The following is a 4,926-nucleotide window of genomic DNA, read 5'->3' on the forward strand; positions in this document are numbered from 1 at the left end:
GGGTGCCCGCGAGATGCCTGCAGGGTGCCCGCCCCGCCCGCGGACGGCGGGAGGCACCTCGGCGGATCTCACCGGATCTCGGCGGACCTTCAGCGGATGGGCCTGTGGACGTTCTCCGTCTTGGCGGGGCCGGGAGTGGAGTCGGCGATCCAGGGGCCGTCGCCGCTGGGGTCGACGATGCCCTCCTCCAGCCACTCGTACGCCCCGGACAGCACGCCCTCGACGAGCTTGCGGTCGAGCTCGTCGGTGTTGGTCCACAGTCGGCCGAAGAGCTCCTCGACGCGGACCCTGGACTGTCGGCAGAACGTGTCGGCGAGCTCGTACGCCTCGCGGCCGTGGGCGCCCTCGGAGCGCAGCCGCTCGGCGCGGACGCACGCGGCGCTCATGGCGAAGAGCTCGGCCCCGATGTCGACGATCCGCCCGAGGAAGCCCTGCTTGGTCTCCATCCGGCCCTGCCAGCGCGACATGGCGTAGAAGGTGGAGCGGGCGAGCTTGCGGGAGGAGCGCTCGACGAAGCGCAGGTGGGTCGCGAGGTCGCGGTGGCCCGTGGGGTGGAATTCCGCGTAGGTGCGCGGCAGCTGTCCGGGCCCGGCGACGAGCTTGGGCAGCCAGCGGGCGTAGAAGCCGCCCGCGCGGGCGCCCGCCCGCGCCTTGTCGCCCAGGGACTTCTCCGGGTCGATGAGGTCCCCGGCGACGGAGAGGTGGGCGTCGACGGCCTCGCGGGCGATCAGCAGGTGCATGATCTCCGTGGAGCCCTCGAAGATCCGGTTGATGCGGGCGTCGCGCAGCATCTGCTCGGCCGGGACGGCGCGCTCGCCGCGGGCCGCGAGCGAGGCGGCGCTCTCGTAGCCGCGGCCGCCGCGGATCTGCACCAGCTCGTCGGTCATCAGCCAGGCCATCTCGCTGGCGTAGAGCTTGGCGAGCGCGGCCTCGATGCGGATGTCGTTGCGGTCCTCGTCGGCCATCTGGCCGGAGAGGTCGAGGACGGCCTCCAGGGCGAAGGTGGTCGCGGCGATGAAGGAGATCTTCGCGCCGACGGCCTCGTGCCGGGCGATGGACTTGCCCCACTGCTCACGGGCGAGGGACCACTCGCGGGCGATCTTCAGCGCCCATTTGCCGCCCGCGACGCACATGGCCGGGATGGAGAGGCGGCCGGTGTTGAGGGTGGTCAGGGCGATCTTGAGGCCCGCGCCCTCGGGCCCGATGCGGTTGGCGGCCGGCACCCGGACCTGGTGGAAGCGGGTGACGCCGTTCTCGATGCCGCGCAGGCCCATGAAGGCGTTGCGGCGCTCCACGGTGACGCCCTCCGCGGCGGCCTCGACCACGAACGCGGTGATGCCGCCCTTGTGGCCCTCGCTCCTCGGCACCCGGGCCATCACCACGAGCAGGTCGGCGACCACGCCGTTGGTGGTCCACAGCTTGACGCCGTCGAGGACGTAGTCGTCGCCGTCGGGCACGGCCGAGGTGGCGAGCCGTGCGGGGTCGGAGCCGACGTCCGGCTCGGTGAGCAGGAAGGCCGTGATGTCCGTGCGCGCGCAGCGCGGCAGGAAGCGCTCCTTCTGCTCCTGGGTGCCGAAGAGCTTCAGCGGCTGCGGTACGCCGATCGACTGATGGGCGGAGAGCAGCGCGCCGAGAGCGGGGCTGGCGGAGCCCACGATGGCGAGGGCCTTGTTGTAGTAGACGGCGGTGAGGCCGAGGCCGCCGTACTTGGTGTCGATCTTCATGCCGAAGGCGCCGAGCTCCTTGAGCCCGTTCACCGTCTCGTCCGGGATCTGCGCCTCGCGCTCGATGCGGGCGGCGTCGATCCGCGTCTCGCAGAAGTCGCGGAGCTTGGCGAGGAACTCCTCGCCCCGCCGCACGTCCTCCAGGGCGGGCGTGGGGTGCGGATGGATGAGGTCGAGCCGGAAGCGCCCGAGGAACAGTTCCTTGGCGAAGCTGGGCTTCTTCCAGTCCTGTTCCCGGGCCGCTTCGGCGACCTGGCGGGATTCACGTTCGGAGACCGGACGTACGGATGGTGCGGTCATGAGGCACCTCGCCGCTTCAGTCGGGGCCGGTCGGCTACCGACCGGTGCTACTCGACCGTATGTACCCGATCCTCCGGACGTCTACCAGACCTCGCGCAACGTTCCGGCCCGACCACGTTCCGCGATCACTCCGCGACCTTGAGGACGATCTTGCCGGAGGTGCGGTCCGTCTCGCCGAGCTCGTGCGCCTTCGCCGCGTCGGCCAGCGGCAGCACGGCGGCGATCTCGGTGCGCAGACGGCCGGACTCGACGAGCCCGGTGAGGGCGCGCAGGCCGCCGAGGTCGGGCTCGACCATCATCCGGGTGGCCCGGATGCCCAGCTCCCGGGCCTCGGCGCGCACCGTCTCCTCCAGCGGCAGGAGGGAGACGAGGATGCCGCCGGGCCGCAGGGTGCGCAGGGAGCGGGTGGGGTAGTCGCCGCTGATGGCCTCCACGACGACGTCGACGTCGCGCACGGCCTCGGCGAAGTCCTGCTCGCGGTAGTCGATCAGCTCGTCGGCGCCGAGACCGCGCAGGAAGTCGTGCTTGGCGGCGCTCGCGGTGCCGATGACATACGCGCCGCGGGCCTTGGCGATCTGTACGGCCAGATGGCCGACACCGCCCGCGGCCGCGTGCACGAGGACGCGCTGCCCCTCGCGGACGTCGGCGGTGTCGACGATCGCCTGCCAGGCGGTGAGCGCGGCGAGCGGCAGGGCGGCGGCCCGCACGTGGTCGAGGCCGCGCGGCTTGGGCGCGAAGTGCCGGGCGGGGGCGACGACGTAGTCGGCGTACGCGCCCGCCGGGTGCGGGAAGCGCGGCATGCCGTAGACCTCGTCACCGGGGGCGTAGAGGGTGACGCCGGCGCCGATGGCCTCGACCACGCCGGAGACGTCGAAGCCGAGGACGAAGGGGACGGCCTCGCCCGAGTAGAAGGCGCCGCGCTCGCGGGTCTTCCAGTCGGTGGGGTTGACACCCGCCGCGTGCACCCGGACCAGGATCTCGCCGGGGCCCGGCTCGGGACGGTCGGTCTCGACCAGCTGGAGGACCTCGGGGCCACCGGCGGTCTCCTGGCGGACGGCACGCATACGGGCGGGGGTGGTGGTCATGATGCTTTTCTCCTTGCGGGTCGTACGGGTCGTACGGGTCGTACCGGCTGTGCCGTTCTCGATGGCTCCAGCCTCGTCGAACGCGCAGGCCGCAACGAGTGGCCTGACCGACAGGGTTCGCAAGGATCGAGCCATGGGGTGCTGGTGGGGTTCGTGGGTACGCGAAACGGCCGGGGCCCGTGGGGGTCCCGGCCGTTCGCTGCTGGTTCGCTGCTGGTTACAGGGGTTACAGGGCCAGGCCCGTCAGCACCAGCACGCGCTCGTAGGTGTAGTCGTCCATCGCGTAGCGGACGCCCTCGCGGCCGACGCCGGACTGCTTGGCACCGCCGTACGGCATCTGGTCCGCGCGGTAGGACGGCACGTCACCGATGATCACGCCACCGGTCTCCAGCGCGCGGTGGGCGCGGAAGGCGGTCTGCAGGTCGTGCGTGAAGACGCCCGCCTGGAGGCCGTACGGCGAGTCGTTGACGGCGGCGAACGCGGCCTCCTCGCCGCCCACCCGGCTGAGGGTGAGAACCGGGCCGAAGACCTCCTCGCAGGCGATCGTCACATCGGCGGGCACCTCGGCGAGGACGGTCGGGGCGTACGTGGCGCCCTCGCGCTTGCCGCCCGTGAGCAGCTTGGCGCCCGCGGCGACGGCCTCGTCCACCCAGGACTCGACGCGCTTGGCCGCGTCCTCGCTGACCAGCGGGCCGACGTCGGTCGACGCGTCGGAGGGGTCACCGGTGACCTGTGCCTCGACGGCGGCGACGACCTTCGGCACCAGCCGCTCGTAGAGCGAGGCGTCCGCGATGACGCGCTGCACGGAGATGCAGGACTGGCCGCCCTGGTAGTTGGAGAAGGTGGCGATGCGCTGCGCCGCCCAGTCCAGGTCCTCCTCCGAGGACCAGTCGGCGAGGACGACGGCCGCGCCGTTGCCGCCGAGCTCCAGCGTGACGTGCTTGCGCGGAGCCGAGTCGAGGATCGACCAGCCGACCGGGCCGGAGCCCGTGAAGGAGATGACGGGCAGCCGCTCGTCCTGGACGAGGGCGGGCATGCGGTCGTTGGGCACCGGCAGGACGCTCCAGGAGCCGGCCGGCAGGTCCGTCTCGGCCAGGATCCCGCCCAGGACGAGGGACGAGATCGGGGTGGCCGGGGCGGGCTTGAGGATGATCGGCGCGCCGACGGCGATGGCCGGGGCGACCTTGTGGGCGCCCAGGTTGAGCGGGAAGTTGAAGGGCGCGATGCCGAGGACGGCGCCGCGGGGGAAGCGGCGGGTCAGGGCGAGGCGGCCGGTGCCGCCGGCGTCGGTGTCCAGGCGCTGGGCGTCGCCCGCGTTGAAGCGGCGGGCCTCCTCGGCGGCCCAGCGGAAGACGGAGACGGCGCGGCCGACCTCGCCACGCGCCCACTTGATGGGCTTGCCGTTCTCGGCGGAGATCAGCTGAGCGATCTCCTCGGTGCGCTCGGTCAGGCGCTTGGCGACGTGGTCGAGGGCAGCGGCGCGGACGTGCGCGGGGGTGGCCGCGAACTCGTCCCGCACGGCGTGGGCGGCGGCCACGGCTTCCTCGACCTGCGCCTCGGTGGGCACGCTCACGGTGCCGACGGGACGGCCGTCCCAGGAATTCGTGACGTCGAAGGTCTCCTCGCCGTGGGCCTCGCGGCCGGCCAGCCAGAACGCGTGGGGAGCAGTCACGGATTCCCTCCGGGGGGTGCGGATGTATTGGGTGCGGATGTTGGGGTGCGGATGCACTTGCGGCTTCCCCACGGTAGGGCCGGGGTGGGTTGGGGGTGCTTGTCCGTCTTGGAGTGCGGGTGGGTTGTGGCGCGCCGGTATGGCG

At 72.5% G+C, this 4,926-nt stretch carries 3 protein-coding genes; all 3 read right to left on the reverse strand.

Annotated elements, in window-relative coordinates:
• Positions 1 to 89: 89 nt before the first annotated feature.
• The 3 genes from K6I34_RS31640 to K6I34_RS31650 all read right to left on the reverse strand — a co-directional run bounded on the left by K6I34_RS31640 (position 90) and on the right by K6I34_RS31650 (position 4,781).
• Positions 90 to 2,024, reverse strand: coding sequence for an acyl-CoA dehydrogenase family protein (locus tag K6I34_RS31640; RefSeq protein ID WP_229331341.1), 1,935 nt, complete (start codon positions 2,022 to 2,024; stop codon positions 90 to 92).
• Between the two features lie 125 nt (positions 2,025 to 2,149).
• The gene (locus tag K6I34_RS31645; RefSeq protein ID WP_229331343.1) at positions 2,150 to 3,109 is read right to left on the reverse strand and encodes an NADP-dependent oxidoreductase; all 960 of its coding nucleotides are present in this window, start codon (positions 3,107 to 3,109) and stop codon (positions 2,150 to 2,152) included.
• Between the two features lie 226 nt (positions 3,110 to 3,335).
• The gene (locus K6I34_RS31650; protein ID WP_229331345.1) at positions 3,336 to 4,781 is read right to left on the reverse strand and encodes an aldehyde dehydrogenase family protein; all 1,446 of its coding nucleotides are present in this window, start codon (positions 4,779 to 4,781) and stop codon (positions 3,336 to 3,338) included.
• Positions 4,782 to 4,926 lie beyond the last annotated feature (145 nt).

Source organism: Streptomyces sp. UNOC14_S4 (assembly GCF_020740835.1).
Lineage (GTDB): Bacteria > Actinomycetota > Actinomycetes > Streptomycetales > Streptomycetaceae > Streptomyces.